Origin of the sequence: Roseateles sp. (genome assembly GCF_965262435.1) — a bacterium.
GTDB lineage: Bacteria > Pseudomonadota > Gammaproteobacteria > Burkholderiales > Burkholderiaceae_C > Paucibacter_A.
This window is the reverse complement of the sequence record NZ_OZ253537.1, coordinates 4,628,725-4,652,532: the sequence shown is the minus strand read 5'-3', so window position 1 is coordinate 4,652,532 and position 23,808 is coordinate 4,628,725. Positions and strand designations below refer to the sequence as shown.

Here is a 23,808-nt window from a genome sequence, read left to right as displayed (position 1 = left end):
ATTGCGGTCGAAATGCGCGCCCCGCGCAGTTTCAAGCCAGCACCCGCTGAGGCCGCAGCACGCACAGCCCGCCCTCTGGCCTCAAGCCGGATCTAGGGTGGGTGGCTGACCCGACGTTTTTGGCAGCGAGAACGATGGCGCACGGGAAGCGGGCGCTGGCACTGTTTGGCATCAACCTATTGGAGATTGAAATGCACGCAATGACGCAAGGAACAAAGAAGGCCGTGACGCAAGGTCAGCAAGAGGCGCAGCCGCCGGCGCGGCCTGCTGAGCTGAGCACAGAGGCGGCTCTGCTGCTGGCGCAGGCTCGCAATGCTGCGTTTGCCGAAGCGGCGCAAGGTCGACTCGGTCGCGGCATGTCCATGCTCAAGGACGCCTTGCAACACGAGCCACTCTCGCATGACCTGATGAGCGATCTGGCGGCTCTGCTGCTCAGCGCCGGCGAACTGGCCCAGGCTGCTGTACATGCCCGGCATGCGCTGGAACTGCACCCCCATCACGGCCCCAGCCTCTACACGCTGGCTTTTGCCTGCTCGGGCTTGGGCAAATCGGTCCAGGCGCAAAAGACACTGCGCCATCTGCTGCAGGACGAGCCGCGCGCCATCGACAGCCTGCTCGACGAAGCCCCCGATCTGCTGCCGGTGGCACGCACCGAGTTGGCGCGCCTGGACGCCTTGTTGGGCGGCGCCTGAGCGGGCGCTGCCGTGTCAGGCCCGGCAGGCGTGACATCGTTCACGCGCTGCCCGGCCCGGCCTGAGGGGACAGGCGTTTTCCCCGGGCCCGTTCCCCGCGAAGGGGACAGCTTTGTAAGAGTTTGCCTGACAAGGTTCTGGGAAGAACCGGGACTCAAGAGCTGGATTTGGGCTGATGTTGCGGCTTTGTTTGGATCTTCACAATTCGTTTCACGTTGAGACGAATCCTGAATTGAAAAGCAACCGAAGCGGAGCCCAGACATGAACGCAGACCAAATCCTCGCCGAGATCCGTGAAGCCAATCTGTCCTACCTGATGTTGGCGCAGAACCTGATCCGCTCGGACCGCGAGCAGGCGCTGTACCGCCTGGGCATCTCGGAAGACACGGCCACCCTGATTGGCACGCTGAGCCCGGCGCAGCTGATGAAGATTGCCTCGGGCAACACCTTGCTGTGCCGCTTCCGCATGGACGACGACCTGGTCTGGGGCTTGTTGACCAGCCACAGCAAGTCGGCCGCCAACGACGGCGTCGGCCGCCTGCACGCCAGCATCCTGATGGCTGGCCGGCACCAAGAAGCCGCCTGAATGTAGACCCCCGGCTGCGCGGGTGCGCGCAGCCACCCCCCGAGGGGGTTCGAATCATCGCCGGGCTGGGCCCGTCGCTGATTCGCTCCGCGGGGCGCTTGGGAGCGGCCCGGCGCTGCCCCCGCAAACACAAACACCTACCGAACGAGACTCCATCATGCGCAACAAGAGCATCCTGACCGAAGCCCGCCAAATTGAACGTGCGGTGACCCTGATCAATCTGGGTGCGCGCCTGCAAGTGCTGGAGTCGGAGACCGACCTGTCCTATGAGCGCCTGCTGCGCTTGTACAAGGAAGTCTCGGGCAAGAGCCCCAGCAAGGGCCAGCTGCCGTTCTCGACCGACTGGTTCATGACCTGGCAGCCGAACATCCACGCCTCGCTGTTCCTGAATGTGCACGAGTACCTGAACAAGGTGTCGGAGCTGGACGAGATCGATGCGGTGATCAAGGCCTACCAGCTCTATCAGGAACAGACCCAGGCGCAAGGCCTGGAAGCGATGTTGTCCGTCACCCGCGCCTGGCGCCTGGTGAAGTTCATCGACAACGGCATGCTGACCATGACCAAGTGCTCGAGCTGCGGTGGTCATTTTGTGACCCACCCGCATGAGATCGCCCGCCACTATGTCTGCGGCATGTGCAACCCGCCGGCGCGCGCCGGCAAGGGCCGCGCCCAAGGCGCCATCCAGATGCACTGAAGGTCCGGGGCGCCGCGATGTACCGAACCTGCCTGGTCGTGATCGCCCGCAATGAAGCGGCGCGGATCAGCCGCTTGCTCGACAGCGTCAGGCCCTGGGTTGACGAGATGCTGGTGCTGGACACGGGCTCCAGCGATGCCACGCCGGCGCTGGCTCGGTCGGCCGGTGCCCGTGTCGCCCACTTCGTTTGGTGCGACGACTTTTCTGAGGCGCGCAATGCGGCCCTGGATCTGGCCGCGGCCGATTGGCATCTGGTGCTGGATGCCGACGAATGGCTGATCGATGGCGGCCAGACGCTGCTGGAGCTCAAGCAGCAGCGCCCCGATTTCGTCGGCAGCATCGAACTGCTGGACCAGTTTTCTGACGGACAAGACAGGCTGGCCCATGCCCGTCTCAGCCGGGTGCTGCCTGGCCATCTGCGTTATGCCGGCCGCATTCATGAGCAGCCCCAGCACCGGCTGCCCTGTCGACCTCTGCAGGTACAGATCGGCCACGACGGCTATCTGCCCGAGCGCCTGCAAGCCAAGCGCGGGCGCAACCAGGCCTTGCTGCAGAAAGCCCTGCAGCTGCAGCCCGAGGATGCCTATCTGCACTACCAGCTCGGCAAGGACTGTTCGGTCTACGAGGACTATGCGGCGGCCGAGGCCAGCTTTGCTCGCGCCGCGGCGCTGTGCCCTGGAGATGTGTCTTGGTGGCCTGATCTGGTGGCGCGCCGCATGTTCGGGCTCAAACAACTCAAGCGCCACGACCAGGGCATGGACTTCGCGCAGACCCAGCTGGAGCGCTGCGCCCAGTCACCGGATTTCTTCTTTGCCCTCGGCGATCTGCTGCTCGATTGTGCCGCTGATCTGCCCGATCAGGCGCCGGGCCTGCTGCCCCTGATCGAAGACGCCTGGTTGCGCTGCCTGGAGATCGGCGAGCGCCCGGACCTCAGCGGCGCTGTGGCTGGCCGTGGCAGCCATCTGGCGGCTCACAACCTGGCCCTGGTGCTGGACGGTACCGACCGGCCTGAGGAGGCGCGCGCCTTGCGTCAGCGTTTCGCCTTGTCGACCTGAGTCGTCGCATCCCTGCTCGCCGCCCCCTGATCAGCAGGGCAGGGCGGCATCTATTTCGGCGATGCGGGAGCCGGCTGCTGCGTTCCAATCTGCCGAGAGCAAGCCAGCTTGCATGACAGGGAGGTACAGGGCATGAAGAGATCAGGCAGACAGGCCGCGCAGCGCAAGGCTTCGAGTGGCCGACAGCCCACAGCGTCGACCGTCGAGAAACGCAGCGTCCAGGCGTTGGCGCCGCGCTATATGCAGGAGTTTCGTTGCGTCGGTTCGGCCTGTGTGGAGAGCTGCTGCAGCAGCTGGCATATTGCCGTCGACGAGGCCACCTTTCGCCGCTATCAGACGATTCGCATCGAGCCCCTGGCCGGCATGCTGCGTCAGCATGTCCGCCGCCACGAGGACCCGGCGGCCGCGCATGGCGCGTTTGCCAGCATTGCGCTGAAGACGGACGAAAGCTGTCCCATGCTGGATGCCGAGCGCCTGTGCAGCATCCAAAAGAGCTTGGGTGCCGAGGCCTTGTCCGGCACTTGCAATGATTACCCGCGCGTCTTTGTTCATGATGGCAAGCGTCTGGGCCTGTGCGCCAGCTTGAGCTGCCCGGAAGCCGCGCGCTTGGCCCTGTCCGAGCCCTCGGCGCTCGACATGGTCGAGCTGTCCCTGGAATTCAACGCCTTGCAGGCACCGGCCTTGCACCGTCAGCGTGATGCCTTGCTTTCCGCCCAGGAGCCCGATCTGGTGCGGCGCCATGCCCCGGTGCTGGCCTCGGTGATGGAGGCCTTGCTGCGCCTGGACGGCTTGTCCGCCGAGCAGGCGATGGTCTATGGCGGGCTGATCTGGCGCCGTGTGGCTGCGCTCGGCGACCAGCCGATCGCGCAGTCCGAGCCGGCTCTGGAGCAATTGCTCGATCATTTTTTGCGTCCTGAGTCCTTGCTGCGTGCCGCAGAGCTGGTGCAGGGTCTGCCTGTCCCCAAAGAGGCGCAGTTCGGCCTGTTGCTGGCGGCCGGCCAGCGCTTCATGCGCGAAGTCGGGGGGCGGGCCTCCTTTCGGGCCTTGATGGATGAAGTCAGTCAGGGCCTGCACTTGGGTCATACCCTGGAGCACTGCCAGTCGCGCTACCGGGAGGCCGATGAGCAGGTGCTGCAGCCTTTCCTGGCGCAGCACCCCCATCTGCTCAAGAACTATGTGCTCAATGGCTTGCAGGCCTCGTTGTTCCCGCGTCAGGGCATGGCCGAGTTGCAGCAGGAGTTCATGGAGCTGGCGGTGCGCCTGGCACTGACCCGCTTCTATCTGGTCGGCTTGGCTGCTCACCGCGGATCCAGATTTTCGGTCGCTGACGTGGTGCGCACCGTGTACGGTGTGGCACGCAATATCGAGCACAACCGGCGCTTTCTGCCCGGGGTGATGCAGGCCTTGGAAGCGCATGGCGCTTTGCGTTTGGAAGTGCTGGCGACCTTGCTGCTCTGAGCGGCGCCGCGGCGCCCCTGACAGGGGCAAACCCAGCTCGCCCATGGGTGAGAAAAGCCAGATATTTCACGGTCTGCAGCGCGCTTGTAAGAGTTTGCCTGACAAGGTTCTGGGAAGAACCGGGACTCAAGAGCTGGATTTGGGCTGATGTTGCGGCTTTGTTTGGATCTTCACAATTCGTTTCACGTTGAGACGAAACCTGATTGAAGACAAACCGAAGCGGAGCCCAGACATGAACGCAGACCAAATCCTCGCCGAGATCCGTGAAGCCAATCTGTCCTACCTGATGTTGGCGCAGAACCTGATCCGCACGGACCGCGAGCAGGCGCTGTACCGCCTGGGCATCTCGGAAGACACGGCCACCCTGATTGGCACGCTGAGCCCGGCGCAGCTGATGAAGATTGCCTCGGGCAACACCTTGCTGTGCCGCTTCCGCATGGACGACGACCTGGTCTGGGGTTTGTTGACCAGCCACAGCAAGTCGGCCGCCAACGACGGCGTCGGCCGCCTGCACGCCAGCATCCTGATGGCTGGCCGTCACCAAGAAGCCGCCTGAATGTAGACCCCCGGCTGCGCGGGTACGCGCAGCCACCCCCCGAGGGGGTTCGAATCAAGCGCGGGCAGGGCCCGCACCTGATTCGCTCTGCGGGGCGCTTGGGAGCGGCCCGGCGCTGCCCCGCAAACACAAACACCTACCGAACGAGACTCCATCATGCGCAACAAGAGCATCCTGACCGAAGCCCGCCAAATCGAACGTGCGGTGACCCTGATCAATCTGGGTGCGCGCCTGCAAGTGCTGGAGTCGGAGACCGATCTGTCCTATGAGCGCCTGCTGCGCTTGTACAAGGAAGTCTCGGGCAAGAGCCCCAGCAAGGGCCAGCTGCCGTTCTCGACCGACTGGTTCATGACGTGGCAGCCCAACATCCACGCCTCGCTGTTCTTGAATGTGCACGAGTACCTGAACAAGGTGTCGGAGCTGGACGAGATCGATGCGGTGATCAAGGCCTACCAGCTCTATCAGGAACAGACCCAGGCGCAAGGCCTGGAAGCGATGTTGTCCGTCACCCGCGCCTGGCGCCTGGTGAAGTTCATCGACAACGGCATGCTGACCATGACCAAGTGCTCGAGCTGCGGTGGTCATTTTGTGACCCACCCGCATGAGATCGCCCGCCACTATGTCTGCGGCATGTGCAACCCGCCGGCGCGCGCCGGCAAGGGCCGCGCCCAAGGCGCCATCCAGATGCACTGAAGGCCGTCGCGCCCTCCTTGTTTCAGCTCGACCGCTGCCGCTCACCCATGCCTCTGACGCGCTGGCCCCTGCCTGCCTTGCTGAGCTGGGGGGCCGCCTGGCTGCTGTTCATGCAGCTGCAGCGGCTCGGGGTTTCGTCCATGTCGGCCTTGCTGGCCGCAGCGTTCCTGGGCGCCGCCCTGGCGTTTTTTCACAGCGCCCGCTGGCGCCGGCTCATGGTGGCACTGGGCTTCCCGCTTTCCATGCTGTTGACCGGCGGCGCAGCCGCGTGGCCGGCCTGGGCTTGGCTGCTGCCTTTGGCGCTGTTGCTGCTGGCCTACCCGCGGCGCAGCTGGGGCGATGCGCCCTTGTTCCCCACCCCTCGCCATGCCTTGCAGGAGCTGAGCCAACTGCTGCCCCTCACGGCCGGCGAACGCGTGCTCGATGCCGGCTGCGGCCTGGGCCATGGTTTGCGTGAGCTGCGCCGCAGCTACCCGCAGGCGCAGCTGCAGGGCATCGAGTGGAGCCCTTTGTTGGCACGCCTTGCCGGTTGGCTGTGTCCCTGGGCGCAGATCGAGCGAGGAGATATGTGGGCGCAGAGCTGGCAGCCCTTCGGTCTTGTTTATGTGTTCCAGCGGCCCGAGTCCATGGCGCAGGTCTGGGCCAAAGCCCGGGCCGAGATGCGCCCTGGAACTTCCTTGGTCAGCCTGGACTTCGAGATAGAGGGGCAACTTGCCGAGGCCTGTTTAGAGCTCGGCGGCCGGCACCGGGTCTGGGTCTACCGCTTGCCAGGGCCTGCGCGCTGATGGGGCCGGTTTTGGCTGGTCAAAGCCGGCCAGTTGAAGCGAGCGGCTGGGACCCGGGCCGGGCACACTCAAGCGCAACCCGCTCCGGCCGATAAGGGCTGAAGAGCTTCCTAAGAAAACACCATGTTCGTCATCATTGGTTGGGCCGTTTCCATGGCTTGCATCTTCGGCGTCTACATTGCCCACGGCGGCAATATGGGCGTGATTTTGAAAGCCTTGCCATTTGAAGTGACCACCATTCTGGGGGCCGCCATCGGCGCCTTCCTGGCCAACAACCAGATGAAGGTGGTCAAGGCCGCCGTGGCCGGCTTGGGCCGATGCTTCAAGGGCAGCAAGTTCAGCAAGGCCCGCTATATGGAGCTGCTGGCTTTGATGTACGACATCTTGCAAAAGGCCCGCAAAGAAGGGCTGATGTCGATTGAAAAAGACGTCGAAGATCCACACAGCTCGCCGCTGTTTCAGAAGTACCCGGTGGTGGGCAACGATCACCATGTGACCGAGTTCATTACCGATTACCTGCGCATGATGGTCTCGGGCAATCTCAATGCACACGAGATCGAGTCGCTGATGGACGCCGAGATCGACACCCACCATGCCGAAGAGCATGCGGCCGTGGCCGCCTTGCAACGGATTGCCGGTGGCTTGCCGGCGTTCGGCATCGTGGCGGCCGTGCTCGGTGTGGTCAACACCATGGGCTCAGTGGGCCAGCCCCCGGCCGTGCTGGGCGGCATGATCGGCTCGGCCCTGGTCGGTACCTTTCTGGGTATTTTGATGGCCTATGGTTTTGCCGAGCCGCTGGCCGGCCTGCTGGAGCAGAAGGTGGAAGATGCGGGCAAGGAATTGCAGTGCATCAAGACCACCTTGCTGGCCAGCATGCAGGGCTATGCGCCGCAGGTGGCTATCGAATTCGGTCGCAAGGTGCTGTACTCCGGCGACCGCCCCAGCTTCTCTGAGCTCGAAGCTCATGTGAAGAAGAAGTAAGCCCAATGAGCAGCAGCAAGCCCAATCGATGGTTCGAAGTGGCCTGGCCCGCCGCCGGGCCGCTCCCAAGGCGGGCCGCGCCCCCTCGGGAGGCTGGAGCCGTAATCGGTGAGGTGGGGGCATGGCCCGCCGCCGGGCCGCTCCCAAGGCGGGCCGCGCCCCCTCGGGGGGCAGGAGCCGTAATCGGCGACGTGGGGGCCTGGCTCGCCGCCGGGCCGCTCCCAAGGCGGGCCGCGCCCCCTCGGGGGGCAGGAGCCGTAATCGGCGACGTGGGGGCAGGGCACGCCGCCGGGCCGCTCCCAAGGCGGGCCGCGCCCCCTCGGGGGGCAGGAGCCGTAATCGGCGACGTGGGGGCATGTTATGGCTGGTGACGCCAAAAAACTCCAGCCCATCATCATCAAGCGCGTCAAGAAGGGCGGCCATGCCGCCCATGGCGGTGCCTGGAAGATTGCTTACGCCGACTTCGTCACGGCCATGATGGCCTTCTTTCTGCTGATGTGGCTGCTCGGCTCGACCACCGAGGGTGACAAGAAGGGCATTGCCGACTATTTCGGCTCACCGCTCAAGGTGGCCATGCAGGGCGGCTCGGGTTCGGGTGATTCCTCGCACGTGGTCAAGGGCGGTGGCAAGGACCTGACGCGCGAGTCCGGCCAGGTCAAGGCCGGTGATGTCGAGGCCCGCCAGCGCACCTTCAGCTTGCGCGCGCTCAAGGAAGAGCAGCGCAAGGCGGAGAAGGCTCGGCTGGAGGAACTCAAGGACAAGGTCGAGGAGGTGCTGGCGAACAACCCGCAGCTTGCCTCGCTCGGCGGGCAGATCCGCCTGGACATGACCAAGGAAGGCTTGCGCATCCAGATCGTCGATGAAAACAACCGGCCGATGTTTGACAGCGGCAGCGCAGTTGTGAAACCCTATATGCGGGCTTTGTTGCGGGAGTTGGGCTCGGTGCTCAGCGAAGTACCCAACCGCCTCACCTTGGAGGGACACACGGATGCCTTGGGATTCGCCGGCGGCGAGCGTGGCTACAGCAACTGGGAGCTGTCGGCCGACCGTGCCAACTCCTCCCGGCGCGAGTTGATTGCCGGCGGGCTGCCCGAGTCGCGTACGCTCCGAGTGCAGGGCCTGGCGTCCAGCAAGCTGCTAGAGCCCAAACAACCTGAAAGTCCGATCAACCGCCGCATCAGCATCATTGTCATGAACCGCGATGCCGAGGACGCCGTACTGAAGAATGTTCCCCCGGAAGAAGAAAGCGATGAGGCGGGCGTTGCTGAAGCTCCGGCGGCAGCGAAAATCCCCTCAAGTTCCAACCCCAAACCCCGATAAGTCTCTCTAGCCCCTGCGAGGAAAGCCATGAGCACTGACATGAAATTTTTGGTTGTTGACGATTTCTCCACCATGCGCCGCATCGTGCGCGGCCTGCTGAAGGAGATTGGCTACAACAACTGCGAAGAAGCAGAAGACGGGGTGGACGCCCTGAGCAAGCTCAAGCTGGCCAAGTATGACTTTGTCGTCAGCGACATCAACATGCCGAACATGACCGGCTTTGAGTTGCTCAAGGCGATCAAGGAAGACCCCAACCTCAAGCACCTGCCCGTGCTGATGGTGACCGCCGAGGCCCGCAAGGAAGACATCGTGCTGGCCGCCCAGAGCGGCGCAGCCGGCTACATCGTCAAGCCTTTCACCAAGGCCACGCTGGAGGAAAAGGTCGTCAAGATCATGCAGAAACTGGCCGCTTCGGCCTGAGCCCCAGGAGACGACCATGCATCTGGACGATCTGAGCAAACTCACCAGCGGCACCGATCCGCTGTCTGTCTCTCCTGAAGTCTTTCAGCAGATCGGCACCATCACGCGGGTGTTGCACGACACCATGCAGCAGCTGGGCGTGATGCCCAAGCTGCAGGTGGCGACCGACGGCCTGCCTGACGCGCGCAGCCGGCTGAGCTATATCGCCACCAAGACGGCTGCGGCCGCCAACAAGGTGCTGAACTCGGTCGACCAGGCCAAGGAAGACCACGCTTTCATCACTTCGGCGACCAATGCCATGGCTGCAGCCATCGTGGCTGACCCGGTCAAGGCGGTGGCCAGTGGCGCGGTGATGAATTTCGTCAAGGAAGTCGAGGACCGGACGGCCCGGATCGACGGCCATCTGACCGACATCATGATGGCGCAGGACTTCCATGACCTGACCGGCCAGGTGGTGGCCAAGGTGGTGACCCTGGCCAATGATCTCGAAGACAGCCTGGTCAAGTTGCTGGTGTCCATCGTGCCGCCCGAGCAACGCGAAAAGGTCGACCCCAACATCCTGCAGGGCCCGGTGGTCAACCCCGAAGGCCGCACCGACATCGTCGCCGACCAGGGCGAAGTCGACGACCTGCTGGCCAGCCTGGGCTTCTGAAGCCGGCCATCCAAAGCGATTCATGGAAAAAACCCGCTACGGCGGGTTTTTTCTTGTCTGCTCCTCGTCGAGGATCGGTCGGCGGCTAACGGCACAAAGCGGAAATTCGACGGTCTGGTTTCCTCGCTGCGGTAGCTCGGCCCGCCGCCGGGCTCATGGTGCCCGGGTCGGCTCTGCGAGCCGACTGCCCTCGCTGCTCACTGCGCGGCTCAGCGGCGCCAAACTCCCTCCGTTCGCTGCGCTCACTGTGGTCAAACAGTGGCGCCGAGTCAGTGCTTGAAGCGCGCTTGAAGCAAGCTTCGGCGCGCGCCTGAGACGCTCCACTGCGCTCTCGGCCGCGCACAAATCGCCCGTCGTCGGGCCGAGCCACCTCCGAGTTTGGCGTGTTCCACCGTCGAAGGGCACATCGATCGCGATGCAAGCGCCCTGCAGTTCGGGCCGCTGCCGGGCGATTTGTGAAGGGCTGAGCAGCGCAGTGCCCTTGGGGCGCGCGCGTACCCGCGCGCTTCAAGCTCTGACTTGGCGCGTCTGTCTGAACGAAGCGAACGCAGGGAGCGAAGTGAGTTATGCGCCAGCCCCGAGGCGTGAGCAGCGCAAGGCAGTCGGCCCGACAGGGCCGACCCCGGAACCATGAGCTCGGCGGCGGCCCGGACTGCAGGGCCTCACGAGGAAGAGCCCGACGGCTGCTATGTGCCGCAAGCCGACCCAATCCTTGCGGAGCACTGACGATGCTCTTCCGGGTGACGGGCGCAGTGAAGGCGCGCTTTCTCAGGCCTTTTCTGGCTTAAGTTTTCCGGCCTGCCGCGAACAATGGCGACACGGGCAGTGAGTCTGCCCGTCTAACCGCATTCGCCATGGCCGACCAAGACGCACAGGACAGAAATTTACCGGCCTCAGCCCGCAAGATCCAACGATCACGGGAAGAGGGCCAGCTGCCGCGTTCACGGGATCTGGCTCATTTCGCCATGATGGCCGCAGGCGGGGTGATCCTGGCGGTTGGCGGCCCGAGCATCGCCAGCTCCTTGCAACGCATGCTCGAAGGCGCTTTGCATTTCGATGCCAGCCTGCTCGCGCGCTCCGATTTCATGGCCATTCGCCTGACCGAGCTGACCCTGCACTTCATGATCCTGATGCTGCCCATCAGCGTCGGCTTGTTGGTGGTGGCGATCGCCAGCAATCTGGCCCTGGGTGGCTGGAACTGGACCATGAAGCCGCTGCAGCCCAAGTTCTCCCATCTCAATCCGATCAGCGGCTTCGGCCGTCTGCTCAGCGGGCAAGGCCTGGGTCAGGCTATGAAGGCGGTCTTGCTGGCCGTGGTGCTGGGCGTGGTCGGCGCCCTGGTGCTCAAGGACCGCATGGCGGCCTACATCAGCATCATGAGCGTGCCCCTGCCAGCGGCCTTGGCGTATGCCGGCCAGCAGCTGATGAGCGGCCTGATCCTGCTCGGTGTGGCCTTGGCCTTGTTTGCCGCCATCGACGTGCCGCTGCAGCGCCAGCTCTACCTGCGCCGCATTCGCATGACCCGCGAAGAGGCCAAGCAGGAAATGAAAGAGGTCGAGGGCAATATGGAGATCAAGGCCCGCATGCGGGCCAAGATGCGCGAGATGGCCAAGCGCCGCATGCTCGCCGCCGTGCCCACGGCCGATCTGGTGGTGATGAACCCGACCCACTATGCGGTCGCACTCAAGTACGACGACGCCAGCATGGCCGCACCCAAGGTGGTCGCCAAGGGTGCCGACCTGCTGGCCATGAAGATCCGTGATCTGGCCAAGGACTCCAAGGTCCCCGTGCTGCAGTCGCCGGTGCTGGCCCGTGCGCTCTATGCCCACGCCGAGGTGGACCGCGAGATCCCCGCCGCCCTGTTCGGCGCCGTCGCCCAGGTGCTGGCCTACATCTACCAGCTGCGCGCCGCCATGGCCGGGCGTGGCCAGAAGCCCGAGCAGCCAACGCCGCAAGTACCGCCTGAACTGGACCCACACAACAAACCCCATGCCCGCTCGGCTGCCGATCTGGACCTGCTTGAGGACGACCAAGAATGAATGCGCTGATTGCTCAGATGCAGGCCCTGTTCGGTCCACGCGCCGCGCTGCTGAGCGCGCTGGGCGCGCCGGTGGCGGTGATCCTGGTGCTGGCCATGATGGTGCTGCCGCTGCCGCCCTTTGCCCTGGACCTGATGTTCACTTTCAACATCGCCCTGGCGGTGATGGTGATGATGGTGGCGGCGAACATGGTCAAGCCGCTGGACTTCGCGGCCTTCCCGACTGTGCTGCTGCTGACCACCTTGCTGCGCCTGTCGCTGAACGTGGCCTCCACCCGCGTGGTGCTCATGGAAGGCCACACCGGCACCGGCGCCGCCGGCAAGGTGATCGAGGCCTTCGGCCACTTCCTGATCGGCGGCAACTTCGCCGTCGGCCTGATCGTCTTTGCCATCCTGGTGGTGATCAACTTCATCGTCGTCACCAAGGGTGCCGAGCGGATCGCCGAGGTCGGCGCGCGCTTCTCCCTGGACGCGATGCCGGGCAAGCAGATGGCGGTGGATGCCGACCTGAACGCCGGTCTGATCAACGAGGCCGAGGCCAAGCGCCGCCGCGCCGAGCTGGGCGATGAGGCCGACTTCTTCGGCTCCATGGACGGTGCCAGCAAGTTCGTGCGCGGCGATGCAGTCGCCGGCATGCTGATCCTGGCCATCAACATCGTTGGCGGTTTCATCATCGGCGTGGCCCAGCATGGTCTGAGTGCCGGCCAGGCGGCCGACACCTATGTTTTGCTTGCGGTCGGCGACGCGTTGGTGGCCCAGGTGCCGGCTTTGCTGATCTCGGTGGCCGCGGCCATGGTGGTGTCGCGCGTCGGCACCGAGAAGGACATCGGCAGCCAGATCGGCCGCCAGGTCTTCGGTTCGGCCAAGTCTATGGCCATCACCGCCGGCGTGATCGGCTTGCTGGGCTTGATCCCAGGCATGCCCCATGTGGTCTTTCTGCTGATCGCCAGCGCCCTGGGCTATCTGGCCTGGTGGCTGCGCACCCGCGACCAGGCGGCCCAGAAAGCGGCGCAAGCCGCGCCCAAGACGCCTGTCGCGGCGGCCGCCGAGCCCAATGCCGAGGCCAGCTGGGACGACCTGATCCCGGTCGACACCCTGGGCCTGGAGGTCGGTTACCGCCTGATCAGTCTGGTCGACAAGAGCCGCGAGGGCGATCTGCTCAGCCGCATCAAGGGCGTGCGGCGCAAATTCGCGCAAGAGGTCGGCTTCCTGCCGCCGGCTGTGCACATCCGCGACAACCTGGAGCTGCGCCCCAGCCAGTACCGCCTGAGCCTGCGCGGCGCCGTGGTGGGCGAGGCCGAGGCCTTCCCGGGCATGTGGCTGGCCATCAACCCGGGCCAGGCCACCCAGAAGCTTCTTGGCACCCAGACCACCGATCCCGCCTTCGGCCTGCCCGCCGTCTGGATCGAAGAGCGCCAGAAAGATATGGCGCAAATGGCCGGATTTACCGTGGTTGATTGCTCGACCGTGGTGGCCACCCATCTTTCACACTTGATGCAGGTTCACGCGGCCAAGCTGCTGGGCCGAGTCGAGACCCAGGCCCTGGTTGAACACCTGACCAAGCAGGCGCCGCAACTGATCGAAGATGTGATTCCCAAAATGCTAGGCATCGCCAATTTGCAACGTGTTCTCCAGCTGCTGCTGGAAGAGGGCGTGCACATCCGCGACATGCGCTCCATCGTCGAGTCCATCGCCGAGAACGCCGCCCAGATCAGCGATCCGGCCGAACTGGCCCGTCGCATCCGCACCCACATCGCCCCGGCCATCGTTCAGCAGATCTACGGCCCGGTGAAGGAGCTGGACGTGATCGCCCTCGAGCCCGAGCTGGAGCGCCTGGTCACGCAAGCCCTGAATTCCCCCAACGGCGCAGCCCTGGACCCCGGTGTCGCCGACACCCTGGCCCGCAGCGCCGCCGAAACCTCGCAAGCCCAGGAAGACCGCGGCGTGCCCGCCTGCCTGCTGGTGCCAGACCTGATTCGCGCCCCCATGGCTCGCCTGCTGCGCCGCGCTGCGCCGCGCCTCAAGGTGCTGGGCCACAGCGAAATTCCTGAGACTCATTCCATCCGCATTGGCTCGATCATTGGAGGGGCGGCATGAACCCCTACGCTCACATTTGTTCGCTGCCCCAAGGGCACGTGAAGAGCCCTTTCAGGTCTCTGGGGGCCTTGGCCTCCTTTGAGGCAACTCGGCAGGAGGCCCCATGAACGTGAAACGCTTCACCGCCCGCACATCACGCGAAGCCATGGCCCTGGTCCGCAAGGCCTTTGGCGACGATGCGGTCGTGCTGTCCAACAAGCCCTGCGCCGAAGGTGTGGAAGTGCTGGCCATGGCACCGGAGGGCATGTCCCAGATCGAGCGCGTGGCCGCCACGGCACCGCGCGTGGCCTCGCCCGGCCGTCTGGCGGCACGCCCCGCTGCACCGTCTTCGCCGGTCGTCAATCCGTCCGCCAAGAGCTTTGCCGCCCGCACAGGTCAACGCAGCGAACCGAGCTTCGGCCACAACGATCCGGTCAGCGGCTTCGGCAACGAGGTCGCCGACGATGTGCAGACCCTGGCCATGAGCACCTTGTCCTTCCAGGACTATGTGCGTGAACGTGTGCTCAAGCGCCGCCAGGCCGAGCTCGACGGTGCCCCCGATCCGGTCTATGCCCAGCAGCAGGCCGAGGCGCCCGCGCCCCAGGACCAGCCCGGCGTCAGCTCGCTCAATGCCGCGCGTCAGCAGCGTGCTCAGGCCGCCCTGCAAGCCATGCAACCGCGCCGCCCGGAGCCGGCTCAGACGGCCGCGCGCCGCCCGGTGCCCGTGCCGCCTTCGCCGCCGGTGCTGCGCGACGAGATCCGCATGCCTCATGCAGGCCGTGACCTGTCGGCCGCCGGTCTGGCCGCAGAACTGCCCGATCTGCCTGGCCGCGGCCGCCGCGACCAGCAGGACATGATGAACGAACTGCGCCAAGTCAAGGGCCTGATCGAAGAGCGTTTCGGCGCCCTGGCCTTCATGGAAAAGCTGCAGCGCCAGCCCATCCAGGCCCGCCTGACGCAAAAGCTGCTGGAGCTGGGCTTCTCGCCCGCCCTGGTGCGCAAGCTGGTCGAAGGCTGCCCCAATGAGTTCAAGGGTGCGCAAGCCGCCAAGGGCGAGCCGGCCGATGAAACCCAGTGGGCGGCCAATGTGCTGTCCCGCAATCTGCACACCGACGAAACCGGTCCTGCCCTGGAAGAGCAGGGTGGCGTGTTTGCCTTGATCGGCTCCACCGGCGTCGGCAAGACCACGACCACGGCCAAGATTGCCGCCGCCTTTGCCACCCGTTACGGCGCCGCCCACCTGGGCCTGATCACGCTGGACGCCTACCGGGTCGGCGCTCACGAGCAGCTGCGCGCCTACGGCCGCATCCTCGGCGTGCCGGTGCACACCGCCCATGACCGGGCCTCGCTCGAAGATCTGCTGGAGCTGCTCTCGGCCAAGAAGATGGTCCTGATCGACACCGCAGGCATGGCCCAGCGCGACAGCCGCACCCAGGAGCTGCTGGACATGCTGGCTCATCCCAGTGTGCGCAAGATCCTGGTCGTCAATGCCGCCCAGCAAGGCGAGACCATCGAGGACGTGACCACGGCCTGGCGTGCCAAAGATTGCCACGGCCTGGTGCTGTCCAAGATCGATGAGGCCGTCAAGCTGGCCCCGGCCCTGGACACCCTGATCCGTCACAAGCTGACCGTGCTAGGTGTCACCAACGGTCAGCGTGTGCCCGAAGACTGGCACCGTCTGTCGGCCCAGGCCCTGGTGCAGCGCGCGCTGCGCAGCACGGCCGCCGGCGCCTGGCGCATGGACAGCGCCGATGTGAACCTGATTTTCGCCGGAGGGCCCGCGCTTGGCTCTTCGCACACGGCCGCCATGGGCATGTTCTGAGCCCTGACGCAGCAGCCAACCGAGACTCACCCATCATGCGCGACGCTCACAGCACCTCTTCATCCCACGCCCCGCAGGACCAGGCCCATGGCCTGCGCCGCCTGTTCGCCAGCTCGCGGGTGCGCTTCATCCCAGTCGTCAGCAACCCCCATGTGGTGGGCGGCGGCGTGCTGCTGGAAGGCCTGTGCGAGGCCTTTGCAGAGCTGGGCCTGCACACCCTGGTGGTCGATGCCGGCGAGAGCTCGCCCAAGCCCTCCGAGCTGGCCAGCGTGGACCTGGCGTCCTGCGTGGAAAGCCTGTCCAAGGATGTGTCCTATCTGGCGGCCCGCGGCCTGCCGATGCGCTACATCAATGCCAACGGCTCGGCCGCGCAGTTCCTGGAAGCGGTGACCGATGCCGCTCCCTTTGCCGATGTCGTGTTGCTGCACGCCAGCGCCGCTGAGCTGGCCCGCGTGGTGGCCCTGCGCGAGGTGCGCCCGGTGCTGCTGGCCGACACCGACAGCATGAGCGTCACCCATGCCTACGCTGGCATGAAGTGGTTGGCCAGCCGAGCTGGCCTGATGGTTTACAGCCTGCTGCTGGCCAGTTCGCCCCAGCTGCGCCTGTCCGACCGCATTGCCCAGCAGATCAGCTCTTGCGCCGATGGTTTTCTCGGTGCCGTGCTGCGCGACTGGGCCTGCCTGGACCCCAAGACACCGCCGACGGCGCCGGTCTCGCCCGAGATTCGCCATCTGGCCCGTGAGCTGCTGCTGGCCGCCCCGCCAGGAGCCGCACTGGAAGCCTCGGTCAACGCCAGCCCGCTGCGCCCGCCCGTGCGCATGACGGCCGCTGCCCGCCCGGCCATGGCTGCCACCTACTGATTGCCGCAGGAGCTGATGATGTATACCGCCAAAGGCCGCCTCGATAACTCCTCGCTGATCAAGCAGTACAGCCCCTTGGTGCGACGACTGGCGCATCAGATGATTGCCAAGCTGCCCGCCAATATCGAAATCGACGACCTGATCCAGGTCGGTCTGATCGGCCTGACCGATGCGCTCTCGCGCTTCGACATTGGCCAGGGCGTGCAGTTCGAAACCTTTGCCACCCAGCGCATCCGCGGCGCCATGCTCGACGAGCTGCGCGGCGGTGACTGGATGAGTCGCGGCACCCGCCGTCAGCAGCGCGAGATCGAAGGCGCGGTGCGCAAGCTCGAGCAACAGCTGGGCCGGGCGCCGGTCGAGAGCGAGATCGCCGCCGAGATGAAGATCCCGCTGGACGAATACCAAGATTTGCTCGGCAAGGTGCGCGGCACCCAGCTGGTCTACCTTGAAGACATGTCGGGCGACGAGGGTGACGAGGACTTCCTCGACCGCCATGTCGCCGACCACAGCAACAACCCCATGTTGCGCCTGCAGGACCACCGCATGCGCGAGGCCCTGGTGGCGGCCATCAAGAACCTGCCCGAGCGCGAGCAGCACATGATGAGCATGTACTACGAGCACGATATGAACTTGAAAGAGATCGCGGTCGTGCTCAAGGTGACCGAATCGCGCGTCTGCCAACTGCACAGCCAGGCCATCGCCCGCCTGCGCGTCAAGCTGCGCGACTGGTAATTCTCTGCTTCAGCGGCGCCCGTCGGTCTTTGCTGCTAGCCTACGAGGCAGCCGGGCAAACACTGCCAAAGGGAACGAGCCTATGTTTTTCGGACGGAAGCGAAGCATGTCAGGCGCGCAAGCGGGTGAAGACCCCAAGCCGCGATCGCCCCAGACCGCAGCCGGCGGCGAGCAGGCCCTGACGCAGCTGGTGCAGAGCCTGTCGCGCTCGGTGTCCAATGTCGGCCGTGATGCCGCCGAAGTGCGCGGCGTGCTGGAAGACGCTCAGAAGGTGGTGAACACCCAGGCCGAGGCCATGGGCGCCCTGTCCGGCGAACTGGTCCAGGTGCAGCAAGCCCAGCAAGGCATCAACCAAGCCACCGAGCAAAGCCGCCATGCGGTGCTGCGGGCCCGGCAGTCGCTGGCCGGCATTGGCAACGAGGTGGGCGGCATTGTGCAGACCTTGCGGGAGGTGTCCGACGCGGCCTCAGACATCAGCAAAATCGCCCTGCAAACCCGGCTGGTCGCCTTCAATGCCTCGGTGGAGGCCAAGCGCGCTGGCGAGGCCGGGCGCGGATTTGGCGTCGTCGCCGATGCGGTCAAGGACCTGGCCGGCAAGGTGGACGCGTCCTCCAAGGCCATCATGGGCACCTTGTCGGCACTTGATGCGCGCATCGAGGTGTTCAGCCGCGAGCTGCGCAGTGATGCCGGTCAGGCACACAAAAGCGCCATCCACCAGGCCTTCGCCGATGTCGAGCACGATGTCGACCGCATCGCCAGTTCGGCCCAGCAGAGCGAGCGCATCACCGCATCGCTCGGCGACCGTGCGCTCGAACTGGAGCAAGAGATCCAGCAGGCCATGATCAGCCTGGACAGTGCCGCGCAGTGCAGCAATCGTTTCCTGAAGCTGTCAGAGGAGCTGATCGAGCAGATCGCGGCCTCGGGCATCAAGGTCGAGGACGCGCTGTACATCGAGGCGGCGCAGCGCGGCGCTGGACAGATTGCCGACTTGCTGGAGCAGGCCTTGCAGAGCCGCAAGATCTCTATGCAGCAACTTTTCGATGAGCGCTATCGCCCGATCGCCGGCAGCGAGCCCGCCCAGCATCTGAGTGACTTTGTCGAACTCGCCGACCGCCTCTTTCCGGCCGTGCAGGAAGCGATGCTGCAGCTCAGCGACAAGGTGGTGTACTGCATTGCCGTGGATCGCAATGGTTATGTGGCCACTCACAACAAGAAGTACTGCCAACCGCAGCGGCCCGGCGATGTGGTCTGGAACACGGCCAACAGCCGCTACCGGCGCATCTTCAACGACCGTACCGGCCTGGCCTCGGCCCGCAATCAGCGGCCCTTCCTGCTGCAGACCTATCGCCGCGACATGGGCGGCGGCCGTTTCGTGCTGCTGAAGGAGGCCTCGGCGCCGATCACCGTGCAGGGCCGCCACTGGGGCGGCTTGCGCCTGGCCTTTGGCTTCTGAGCCCTTGGCGCGCTCCGAGCATTAGAGTCGCCAGCAAAAGCCAGCGAAGCGGTTCTGGCTAGGAGGACCGGTGCAGACAGCACGCTCAGTACGGCAAGCTGGGCCAAGGACGCCAGAAGGATTTTGTGGCGACTCTCAGGGTGCGACGCAGGCGCGGTTCTTGCCCGTGTGCTTGGCCTCGTAGAGCGCCACGTCGGCGCGGTCCAGGGCCACTTCCAGGGTCTCGCCTGGGCGGTACAGGGTCACGCCGGCCGAGAAGGTGACGAACACGTCCTTGCCCTCATGCATGAACAGGCTGGCCGACAAGGCGCGCTGCAGGCGTTGCAGCACGGCCTGCGCTTCCGCCACCGGTGTGCTGGGCAGCATGAGCACGAATTCCTCGCCGCCGTAGCGGGCCACCAGATCGCCCGGCCGCAGATGCTGTGACACCCGTTCGGCCAGGGACTTGAGCGCCACATCACCGGCACCATGGCCCAGGGTGTCGTTGAGCTTCTTGAAATTATCGATGTCCAGCAGGGCCAAGGCGATCAGGGCGTTGTCGCCGGTTTCGCGCTCGGCCTTGGCCTGCTCGGTGGCGAAGGCCGCCAAGAGGCCGCGCCGGTTGGCGATTTGGGTCAGCTGGTCGGTCTGCACTTCATTGGAAAGACGCTGCAGCTCGCCTTCCAGCTCGGCCACCTTGCGGCTCAGGCTGCTGGCCTTGTCATGCTCCAGGGTCAGGCGATCCTGCGTCTGCTTGACCAGAGACTGCACGCTGCGGCTTTCCTCCACCATCTCGCGCACCACGCCGGTCAGGCTCTCCAGCGAGTCGGCCTTTTCGATCACCTCGGCATAGCGGCCGACGCTGTTCTGGAAGCGGTCGGTGTGCTGGCCCAGCTCACCGAGCTCGGCCAGCATTTGATGGATCAGGGACTTGAGCGAATCGCGAGCACGGCTGCGTTCCTCGCGCAGGGCACGCTGGCGCTCGCGTGTGCCGCCCAGCATCTCGGTCACCGAGCGCACGCCGCGGCCGCTCAGGCCCTGCTCCAGGGTGTCATTCATGGCCTCGCACTGGCCCTTGGCCCAAGAATCATCCTCGGCCAGGTCGACCAGGCTGGCGCTCAGCTCACGGCAGAGCTCGCCGAGTTCGCCGAACAGATGCTGGCGGTGGTCGAGCAGATGGCGCGCGCGCTGGCACAGGGTTTCGATCAGTGCCGCTTTCTCGGGTGTGGGGCCGCCGGCCTGCAAATCGAGGTGGGCCACGTCGAGCTCGGCCATCAGCTCGTCGGCATAGCGCTCCGGGCTTTTAAGGGCATGTTGGACCGTGCTGTGCAAGCTGGTTTCGATGCCGGGCCATGGGCTGGGCAAGCCAACACCTGCGGCGCGGAAACTCAGGACTTCGCTGTCCCTTTTGTTGCCGCTGATTTCAGGCTCGGTCGTCTCCAGGGTGCTGGGCAGGAAATCGTCTTCGGCGAAGAACTGGCTGGGTGTCCCGCCGGGCTCCTCCGAGGTGGCGATGCTGGCGTCGGCGACATCGCTGTCCCAGCTGCTGACCAGCTGACCCAGGCGCTTGAGCAGGCGTTGACCATCGCTGCGGTTGCCTTCCAGCACCCGCTGCAGGCCGTCTTTTTTGCGTGCCACCGTCCATTGACGGCCGCCGCGTTCCAGGCCGCGCACCAGGCGTTCCAGGGTCTGGGCCATGGCCTCGGCCTGGGCTCCCGGGCCTTCGCTGCGCTGCAAGCGCTCCAGCTCGCGCAGGGCTTCGTCCCAGCGTCCTTCGCGCACGCAGACCTGCAGCTCCAGCCGCACCTGGGCATTGCTGACGCCCATGCTCAGCAGCTTGGCAAGCACGGCCTGGGCCCGCTCAGGCAGAGCCGCCGCGGCTGCCTCGACCCCAGACTCCATGGCAAAGGCGCGCGCATAGTTCTCGGGCGTCGGCTCCAGCTGGGCCTGAGCCAGACGCAGCAGGGCCGCCTTGGCGATCTGGGCCGGCGGCGTGGCGCCGGGCTTGCGAGCCGAGTTGGCGGGCAGAGGCGCGGGGCGGCGTGAGTCGTCCATTATTTCAAGGGCAGCTTGCCGCCGTGGGGTCGCAGGGCTTCATTGGGCAGGCCGTTGCCGGCCGCGCCCGAGTCGCCGTCGAGCTCGTTGTGGGCCTGGGCGATCCAGGGCGCTTTGCGCGGCAGCACGGTCTGTGCCAGCCACTGTTCGATTTCTTCCGGCGGCAGCGGCTTGCTGAACAAAAAGCCTTGCATCAGGCTGCAACCCAGGCGATGCAACACGTCCATCTGGCGCAGGGTCTCCACGCCCTCAGCGATCACGCGCAGGCCCATGGCTCGGGCCAGGGCGATGATGGCGGTGACCACGGCCGAGCTCTGCGGCGTGATGCCGAGGTCGCGCACAAAGGTGCGGTCGATCTTGACTTCGGAGATCGGCAGCGTCGTCAAGTAGGCCAGCGAGGAATAGCCGGTGCCGAAGTCGTCGATGGAGATCTCCACGCCCACTTCGTTCAGCCGGTGCAGGGCCGGGATGACGTTCTGCAGATCCTTCATCAGGTTGTTTTCGGTGATCTCCAGCTGGATCGCCCGGTGCGGGACGCCATAGGCGCTCACGCATTGATGGATGTGCTCGACCAGATCGGAGCGCTCGAACATGCGGCTGGGCAGGTTGACGGCAATCGAATCCGAGAATCCGAAATTGAGCTGCCAGACCTTGGCCTGACGCGCCGCTTCCTTGAGCGCCCATTCGGACAGCGGCACGATCAGGCCGGTCTCTTCGGCCAGGGGAATGAACTCGCTGGGCGGCACCAGCTTGTCGCCGCGCTTCCAGCGCATCAGCGCTTCGGCGCCGACCATGCGGGCGGCGCGCACATCGATCTTGGGCTGGTAGTGCAGCACGATCTCGCCGCGCTCCAGGGCCTTGTGCAGGGCGCTTTCCAGCTCCAGCTTCTCGCGGCCCTGGCCGGCCAGTTGCGGCGTATAGAGGGCTGCGGCATTGCGGCCCTGCGATTTGACGGCGTACATGGCCACGTCTGAATTGCGCAGCAGATCGGCCATGGTCAGGCCGTCGCGCGGGTAGATGGCAATGCCCACGCTGGCGGTGACAAAGCACTCCTGGCCCGAGATGAAGATGGGCTCACGCATGGCCTCGAGCACGCGCTCGGCGACACGCTCGGCATCGCGTTCGTCCGTGATCTCGGGCAGCAGGGCGACGAACTCGTCGCCGCCGAGTCGGCCCACGGCCTCCAGCGTGCGGTGCGAGCGCCCGCCTATGGTCTCCAGCATGCCTTCCATGACCTGGTCCGAGTGGCGCACGCAGGCGCGCAGGCGCCGGCCCACCTCGATCAGCAACTCGTCGCCGGCGGCATGGCCCAGGGTGTCGTTGATGATCTTGAAACGGTCGAGGTCGATCAGCAGCAGGCCGACTTCATGGCCGCCGCGGCGTGCTTGCTCGATGGCGCGTTCGACGCGCCAGATCAGCTGGCGCCGGTTGGGCAGGCCGGTCAGGGCATCGAAGTGAGCGAGCTGGCGGATGCGGTCCTCGGCCTGGCGGCGGTCGGTCACGTCCTGCATCACGCCGGTGTAGCCGTTGGTATTGCCGTGCTCGTTGAATTCGGGCTCGGCCTCGATGTGGACCACGCGCTGGCGGCCGTCGAGCAGGGTCACTGGCAGGTCGGTCACCAGCACCGAGTTGTGGGCGATCACGTCGCGCAGCAGGCGCAGGAACAAGGCCCGCTCCTCATGCGGGATCATGCGCATCACACCGATGAAATCGAGCCCCTCCTGCGGCCCGCGGCCGAACACCCGCAAGGCTTCCGCAGCCAGGGTAAAGCCGCCACCCAGATGCCATTCGAAGCTGCCCATGCGGGCCAAATCCTGCGCGCGAGCCAAGCGGGCCTTGCTGCGCTCCAGTTCGATGCGGGTGCGCGAGCTGCGCAGCAGATAGCGCAGGCGGCCGGCCAGCAGGCTCCACTGGGTGGATTTGACGAAGAAATCGGTGGCGCCGACCTGGTAGGCGCGGTTGATGGAGGCGTCGTCGTCGAGGCCGGTCAGCATCAGCACCGGGGTCGATTCGAAGCCGGGAAATTCGCGCAGGCGGGTGCAGGTCTCGAAACCGTCCAGCTCGGGCATCATCGCGTCGAGCACGATCAGGTCCGGTGACATGTGGGCGATCAGTTCCAGGGCCGCTTCGCCACTGGATGACTCGGTGACCTCGAAGCCCCGCTCGCGCAGGGCTGCTGCCGTCATCAGCAGGTTGACCTCGTCGTCATCGACGAGCAGCACCTTGGCGCGTTCCGGCAGTTCGTCGTGGATGGTCGATCCGGCTGAATTCATGGCGTCGTCGGGGCGAGGGCGGTGAGTGCCATGCGCACTTGTTGGATGTCGTCAAGCATAGCGTCCAACAAGGTCTCCATGCCTTCAGTCTGTTGATTTCTGGCCCGGGTCTCGATTTCGGCACAGCGCTCGGCCAGCGCCATGGCGCCCAGGCTGGCCGAAGAGGACTTGAGCGTATGGCTGATATGGCGAATCACCTGCAGGTCCAGGTTCTCGCCGCGCGCCTGGCTGAGCTCGGGCAGCATGCGGTCGAGCGACTTCATATAGGCCGCCAGCACCCGTTCGATCAGCTTGTTCTGGCCGCTCGGGTCCAGCTCGCGCAGCCGCTCCAGGGCGAGCGGGTCCAGGCAGTTGCTCGCAGCGGCAGGCTGCGCGTCGGTGGGGGCAAGGGGCGGCGTGGACATGTCAGAAAGCAAATGGCGGCAGGACTTGATGCGCAAGCACGGGATGCTGCCCGCCCGACGCCTGTGTGAGCGGGCGGGCATGCGGGGCCTGATCAGGATATCGGGGCTGCGTGAGCAAAGCTTGAATGTTCTTGTGGCGCTTGGCGCGGTTTTTCCTTGCCCGGCCGGACGCTGAGCTGACAGGCTTCATTTTGCCTGCAGCAAGGTCCGCCGCCGGCAAGGCCG

Annotated in this window: 21 protein-coding genes; 18 read left to right on the top strand and 3 right to left on the bottom strand. The window is 65.5% G+C overall.

Translation table 11 applies throughout. The annotated features are described in order from the left end of the window. The first annotated feature begins 200 nt into the window (after positions 1–200). From ACQY39_RS19965 to ACQY39_RS19880, 18 genes are all read left to right on the top strand, one after another. A complete protein-coding gene (locus tag ACQY39_RS19965) occupies positions 201–692 on the top strand; it encodes a tetratricopeptide repeat protein (RefSeq protein WP_428509213.1) in 492 nt (163 codons plus the stop codon). Between the two features lie 261 nt (positions 693–953). Beyond that, on the top strand, positions 954–1,277 hold the full coding sequence (flhD, locus tag ACQY39_RS19960) for a flagellar transcriptional regulator FlhD (protein WP_428509211.1): 324 nt from the start codon (positions 954–956) through the stop codon (positions 1,275–1,277). 157 nt (positions 1,278–1,434) lie between these two features. Beyond that, entirely contained in the window at positions 1,435–1,971 is a 537-nt protein-coding gene (gene flhC, locus ACQY39_RS19955; RefSeq protein ID WP_263520531.1) for a flagellar transcriptional regulator FlhC, read from the top strand. A 17-nt stretch (positions 1,972–1,988) separates the two neighbouring features. After that, positions 1,989–3,026, top strand: a complete 1,038-nt coding sequence (locus ACQY39_RS19950) for a glycosyltransferase (protein WP_428509209.1) — start codon at positions 1,989–1,991, stop codon at positions 3,024–3,026. A gap of 132 nt (positions 3,027–3,158) precedes the next feature. Next, positions 3,159–4,484 carry a flagellin lysine-N-methylase gene (gene fliB / locus ACQY39_RS19945; protein ID WP_428509207.1) on the top strand — a complete coding sequence of 442 codons (1,326 nt, stop codon included), beginning with the start codon at positions 3,159–3,161 and terminating at the stop codon, positions 4,482–4,484. A 232-nt stretch (positions 4,485–4,716) separates the two neighbouring features. Continuing rightward, positions 4,717–5,040: a flagellar transcriptional regulator FlhD gene (flhD, locus tag ACQY39_RS19940; protein WP_263520530.1), complete on the top strand. Its 324-nt coding sequence runs from the start codon at positions 4,717–4,719 to the stop codon at positions 5,038–5,040. Positions 5,041–5,196: 156 nt separating this feature from the next. Then, on the top strand, positions 5,197–5,733 hold the full coding sequence (gene flhC, locus ACQY39_RS19935; RefSeq protein ID WP_263520531.1) for a flagellar transcriptional regulator FlhC: 537 nt from the start codon (positions 5,197–5,199) through the stop codon (positions 5,731–5,733). Between the two features lie 47 nt (positions 5,734–5,780). Continuing rightward, positions 5,781–6,518: a class I SAM-dependent methyltransferase gene (locus tag ACQY39_RS19930; protein ID WP_428509205.1), complete on the top strand. Its 738-nt coding sequence runs from the start codon at positions 5,781–5,783 to the stop codon at positions 6,516–6,518. A gap of 123 nt (positions 6,519–6,641) precedes the next feature. Then, the gene (motA, locus tag ACQY39_RS19925; protein ID WP_428509203.1) at positions 6,642–7,499 is read left to right on the top strand and encodes a flagellar motor stator protein MotA; all 858 of its coding nucleotides are present in this window, start codon (positions 6,642–6,644) and stop codon (positions 7,497–7,499) included. A 360-nt stretch (positions 7,500–7,859) separates the two neighbouring features. Then, positions 7,860–8,819, top strand: a complete 960-nt coding sequence (gene motB, locus ACQY39_RS19920; protein WP_428509201.1) for a flagellar motor protein MotB — start codon at positions 7,860–7,862, stop codon at positions 8,817–8,819. Between the two features lie 27 nt (positions 8,820–8,846). After that, entirely contained in the window at positions 8,847–9,239 is a 393-nt protein-coding gene (cheY, locus tag ACQY39_RS19915; RefSeq protein WP_102769803.1) for a chemotaxis response regulator CheY, read from the top strand. Between the two features lie 16 nt (positions 9,240–9,255). Further along, the gene (locus tag ACQY39_RS19910; protein ID WP_263563342.1) at positions 9,256–9,891 is read left to right on the top strand and encodes a protein phosphatase CheZ; all 636 of its coding nucleotides are present in this window, start codon (positions 9,256–9,258) and stop codon (positions 9,889–9,891) included. Between the two features lie 854 nt (positions 9,892–10,745). After that, the gene (flhB, locus tag ACQY39_RS19905; RefSeq protein ID WP_428509198.1) at positions 10,746–11,930 is read left to right on the top strand and encodes a flagellar biosynthesis protein FlhB; all 1,185 of its coding nucleotides are present in this window, start codon (positions 10,746–10,748) and stop codon (positions 11,928–11,930) included. Beyond that, complete coding sequence (flhA, locus tag ACQY39_RS19900) at positions 11,927–14,026, top strand: flagellar biosynthesis protein FlhA (RefSeq protein ID WP_428509196.1); 2,100 nt, start codon at positions 11,927–11,929, stop codon at positions 14,024–14,026. The genes flhB and flhA overlap by 4 nt, the downstream gene beginning before the upstream one ends. Positions 14,027–14,129: 103 nt before the next feature. Continuing rightward, on the top strand, positions 14,130–15,827 hold the full coding sequence (flhF, locus tag ACQY39_RS19895; protein ID WP_428509194.1) for a flagellar biosynthesis protein FlhF: 1,698 nt from the start codon (positions 14,130–14,132) through the stop codon (positions 15,825–15,827). Positions 15,828–15,862: 35 nt separating this feature from the next. Beyond that, positions 15,863–16,687, top strand: a complete 825-nt coding sequence (locus ACQY39_RS19890) for a MinD/ParA family ATP-binding protein (RefSeq protein ID WP_428509192.1) — start codon at positions 15,863–15,865, stop codon at positions 16,685–16,687. Between the two features lie 18 nt (positions 16,688–16,705). Then, positions 16,706–17,419 carry an RNA polymerase sigma factor FliA gene (locus ACQY39_RS19885; RefSeq protein WP_263520633.1) on the top strand — a complete coding sequence of 238 codons (714 nt, stop codon included), beginning with the start codon at positions 16,706–16,708 and terminating at the stop codon, positions 17,417–17,419. Between the two features lie 106 nt (positions 17,420–17,525). After that, positions 17,526–18,872, top strand: a complete 1,347-nt coding sequence (locus tag ACQY39_RS19880) for a methyl-accepting chemotaxis protein (protein WP_428509189.1) — start codon at positions 17,526–17,528, stop codon at positions 18,870–18,872. A gap of 135 nt (positions 18,873–19,007) precedes the next feature. Here ACQY39_RS19880 and ACQY39_RS19875 read toward each other — a convergent pair whose 3' ends face one another. From ACQY39_RS19875 to ACQY39_RS19865, 3 genes are read right to left on the bottom strand one after another with little or no spacing between them, the layout of a single operon-like run. Next, positions 19,008–20,906, bottom strand: a complete 1,899-nt coding sequence (locus ACQY39_RS19875) for a diguanylate cyclase domain-containing protein (RefSeq protein WP_428509187.1) — start codon at positions 20,904–20,906, stop codon at positions 19,008–19,010. Continuing rightward, on the bottom strand, positions 20,906–23,179 hold the full coding sequence (locus tag ACQY39_RS19870; RefSeq protein ID WP_428509185.1) for a putative bifunctional diguanylate cyclase/phosphodiesterase: 2,274 nt from the start codon (positions 23,177–23,179) through the stop codon (positions 20,906–20,908). Before ACQY39_RS19870 ends, ACQY39_RS19875 begins: the two co-directional genes overlap by 1 nt. After that, positions 23,176–23,583: an Hpt domain-containing protein gene (locus ACQY39_RS19865; RefSeq protein ID WP_428509183.1), complete on the bottom strand. Its 408-nt coding sequence runs from the start codon at positions 23,581–23,583 to the stop codon at positions 23,176–23,178. The genes ACQY39_RS19870 and ACQY39_RS19865 overlap by 4 nt, the downstream gene beginning before the upstream one ends. Between the last annotated feature and the right edge of the window lie 225 nt (positions 23,584–23,808).

What these genes read in the sequence shown, in the direction of transcription:
- ACQY39_RS19965 (WP_428509213.1), top strand. Translation starts at nt 201, where the DNA reads ATGACGCAAGGAACAAAGAAGGCCGTGACGCAAGGTCAGCAAGAGGCG.
- flhD (WP_428509211.1), top strand. Translation starts at nt 954, where the DNA reads ATGAACGCAGACCAAATCCTCGCCGAGATCCGTGAAGCCAATCTGTCC.
- flhC (WP_263520531.1), top strand. Translation starts at nt 1,435, where the DNA reads ATGCGCAACAAGAGCATCCTGACCGAAGCCCGCCAAATTGAACGTGCG.
- ACQY39_RS19950 (WP_428509209.1), top strand. Translation starts at nt 1,989, where the DNA reads ATGTACCGAACCTGCCTGGTCGTGATCGCCCGCAATGAAGCGGCGCGG.
- fliB (WP_428509207.1), top strand. Translation starts at nt 3,159, where the DNA reads ATGAAGAGATCAGGCAGACAGGCCGCGCAGCGCAAGGCTTCGAGTGGC.
- flhD (WP_263520530.1), top strand. Translation starts at nt 4,717, where the DNA reads ATGAACGCAGACCAAATCCTCGCCGAGATCCGTGAAGCCAATCTGTCC.
- flhC (WP_263520531.1), top strand. Translation starts at nt 5,197, where the DNA reads ATGCGCAACAAGAGCATCCTGACCGAAGCCCGCCAAATCGAACGTGCG.
- ACQY39_RS19930 (WP_428509205.1), top strand. Translation starts at nt 5,781, where the DNA reads ATGCCTCTGACGCGCTGGCCCCTGCCTGCCTTGCTGAGCTGGGGGGCC.
- motA (WP_428509203.1), top strand. Translation starts at nt 6,642, where the DNA reads ATGTTCGTCATCATTGGTTGGGCCGTTTCCATGGCTTGCATCTTCGGC.
- motB (WP_428509201.1), top strand. Translation starts at nt 7,860, where the DNA reads ATGGCTGGTGACGCCAAAAAACTCCAGCCCATCATCATCAAGCGCGTC.
- cheY (WP_102769803.1), top strand. Translation starts at nt 8,847, where the DNA reads ATGAGCACTGACATGAAATTTTTGGTTGTTGACGATTTCTCCACCATG.
- ACQY39_RS19910 (WP_263563342.1), top strand. Translation starts at nt 9,256, where the DNA reads ATGCATCTGGACGATCTGAGCAAACTCACCAGCGGCACCGATCCGCTG.
- flhB (WP_428509198.1), top strand. Translation starts at nt 10,746, where the DNA reads ATGGCCGACCAAGACGCACAGGACAGAAATTTACCGGCCTCAGCCCGC.
- flhA (WP_428509196.1), top strand. Translation starts at nt 11,927, where the DNA reads ATGAATGCGCTGATTGCTCAGATGCAGGCCCTGTTCGGTCCACGCGCC.
- flhF (WP_428509194.1), top strand. Translation starts at nt 14,130, where the DNA reads ATGAACGTGAAACGCTTCACCGCCCGCACATCACGCGAAGCCATGGCC.
- ACQY39_RS19890 (WP_428509192.1), top strand. Translation starts at nt 15,863, where the DNA reads ATGCGCGACGCTCACAGCACCTCTTCATCCCACGCCCCGCAGGACCAG.
- ACQY39_RS19885 (WP_263520633.1), top strand. Translation starts at nt 16,706, where the DNA reads ATGTATACCGCCAAAGGCCGCCTCGATAACTCCTCGCTGATCAAGCAG.
- ACQY39_RS19880 (WP_428509189.1), top strand. Translation starts at nt 17,526, where the DNA reads ATGTCAGGCGCGCAAGCGGGTGAAGACCCCAAGCCGCGATCGCCCCAG.
- ACQY39_RS19875 (WP_428509187.1), bottom strand. Translation starts at nt 20,906, where the DNA reads ATGGACGACTCACGCCGCCCCGCGCCTCTGCCCGCCAACTCGGCTCGC.
- ACQY39_RS19870 (WP_428509185.1), bottom strand. Translation starts at nt 23,179, where the DNA reads ATGAATTCAGCCGGATCGACCATCCACGACGAACTGCCGGAACGCGCC.
- ACQY39_RS19865 (WP_428509183.1), bottom strand. Translation starts at nt 23,583, where the DNA reads ATGTCCACGCCGCCCCTTGCCCCCACCGACGCGCAGCCTGCCGCTGCG.